We start from the raw sequence: 1,955 nt of genomic DNA, 5'->3' as shown, positions 1-1,955 counted from the left end.
TGCCGAAGCTCCTCGGGATACTTCCGTGGTGCTGCCATAATTCTCAACCTCTTCCAAGGGGATCAAGAACCTCCATTAAACCCGGGGCGGAACAGAGCTTGGGTTGCTTCCCCCGCAGCCGGCCCTTCGCCTTGGCAACGGCCATGCCTTCCCGGGTACGGGCCCGGATCAGGTCGGCTTCGAATTCCGCGACCATGGCCAGGACATTGAAGAGGATTCGGCCCACGGGATCGGTCGGGTCATGGACGGAGCCGCCGATGCTGAGCTTGACTTCACGGCGGGTGAGCTCATCGACAATATCCTTCGCATCGCGCAGCGACCGGGCAAGGCGGTCGAGTTTGGTCACAACCAGGGTGTCCCCGTCCCGGCAGGCAGCCAACGCTTCCCTGAGTCCGGGACGCGCCCGGTTGGCGCCGGTGAGGCCCTGGTCGGTGAATGTCTTCTCCGGCGCCACCCCAAGGGCAACCAAGGCATTCTTTTGGCCGGTGAGGTCTTGGTCGTTGGTGGATACACGCGCGTATCCGATCAGCAGTCCGGTCATGGTTTTGAATGTACCGGTTGTACCCCCTTCACCGGGCATTTTTGCGGGCGGGTCTTACGGGAATCGAAGAGCTGCGGAAACGCGCCGATTTTTGATCCGTAAAATTTGGGTGATGCTTGCACCGCCGGGGGACCGGCTTTCGGACGGCAACATCGACCTAGGTAGTCGGGTGACCGTCCCCTTGTTCGGTACCTAAAAATAAGCAGCGCTCTGATGTCTCAATCGAGGCACGAATGACAGCCCTGTTACTCGAGTCCTTCTCAGAACGACGAGCGGAACATAGGTTCGAGGCAGCGAGATCAACTTTCAACCGGGGGCCGTGACCACGATATGACCAAGCAGGAAGCTCTACCCCTCCATTTTTTCATCGGCTTGTTTTCCCTCGTGGCCTTGGTAGCTCAACTTGTGGTCATCCCACAAGTTGGAGCGACATACGCGAGCAAATACCCGGAAGTCGCCTACCTGGAGCCCCTATACGTCACAGCACTTGTGGTTGCGCTGGTCGGTCTCGAGGTGGCTTTGCTATCAGCCTGGCAACTAGTGTCGGCCGCGGTGACGGGCAGAGCCTTGAGTGCATGGCCAACGCGATGGACCAACATCATGACCGCTTCTCTGATCTTCATGGCAGCGATCTGTGCGGGTGTTTGTGTGCACGCCGGCTTCGTCGCGAGCGTCGGCGGCCCCGCAATGTTGTTCGGGCTTCTTCTATCCCTCGCCCTGATTCCCGTTGCCTTCGCCCTGAGGCACTGGGTCAGGGGATGGCTTCGAAACGAAAACGTCCACGCCGTGAGCGCCAGCTAGAACACCCACAGGGGATCGGAATGCGGACATGCAAGAAGAGCATGATGCCATCTTTGTGTTCGCTAGGCTCAACGAAAATACGTGAGTGAGGGGGCTCGGATGACCGGGGAGATAGTGGTTCGACGGTGCACTGACAGCGACCTGGACCTACTGGGAAAGAATGAACCGCCAAACTCGGCCATCGCACGAAGCTTCCTCCAGCACCAGGCCATCGGCAACATCGTGTACGCAGCAGTATGGCGTGATCAGCAGCTGATGGGCACCGTGGTTCTGGATCTAACCTCCGAGTACAGACCGGAATTGAAACACCTCTTCGTGCAGGAGGCGGCTCGAGGTGATGGCGCGGGCACCGCCCTCTGCATCTGGACGGAAAATTACGCTGCGGAGGCAGGATTCAACAAGCTCTATCTCGGCGTCGGGGTAGATAACCATGGAGCCCGCCGGCTCTACGAACGCCTGGGCTTCAAGCCGGTAGGGCAGGCAACAACGACGACCTATCAGTACGTAGACGAGTCCGGTTGGTCGGGTCCCCGGGTAGGAGTCCGGTGTCTGTGTGAGTTTCGCATCCGATAATGGATGCAGGAGGAGATTCACTAGTTATGGCACGTAGACA

Annotated in this window: 3 protein-coding genes; 2 read left to right on the top strand and 1 reads right to left on the bottom strand. The window is 59.0% G+C overall.

All coding sequences use genetic code 11. The features are described from left to right. Positions 1–43: 43 nt before the first annotated feature. Positions 44–541 (bottom strand): recombinase family protein, encoded by a 498-nt coding sequence (locus IWX63_RS16550; protein ID WP_334685957.1) that lies wholly within the window; start codon positions 539–541, stop codon positions 44–46. Positions 542–871: 330 nt separating this feature from the next. Between IWX63_RS16550 and IWX63_RS16545 the strand changes: the two genes are divergently transcribed. Together IWX63_RS16545 and IWX63_RS16540 are read left to right on the top strand one after the other, a co-directional pair. Beyond that, complete coding sequence (locus IWX63_RS16545) at positions 872–1,342, top strand: hypothetical protein (RefSeq protein WP_199279243.1); 471 nt, start codon at positions 872–874, stop codon at positions 1,340–1,342. 99 nt (positions 1,343–1,441) lie between these two features. Then, complete coding sequence (locus tag IWX63_RS16540) at positions 1,442–1,915, top strand: GNAT family N-acetyltransferase (protein WP_199279242.1); 474 nt, start codon at positions 1,442–1,444, stop codon at positions 1,913–1,915. Positions 1,916–1,955 lie beyond the last annotated feature (40 nt).

Origin of the sequence: Arthrobacter sp. CAN_A2 (genome assembly GCF_015752045.1) — a bacterium.
GTDB lineage: Bacteria > Actinomycetota > Actinomycetes > Actinomycetales > Micrococcaceae > Arthrobacter_D.
This window is presented reverse-complemented; position numbering and strand designations above follow the sequence as displayed.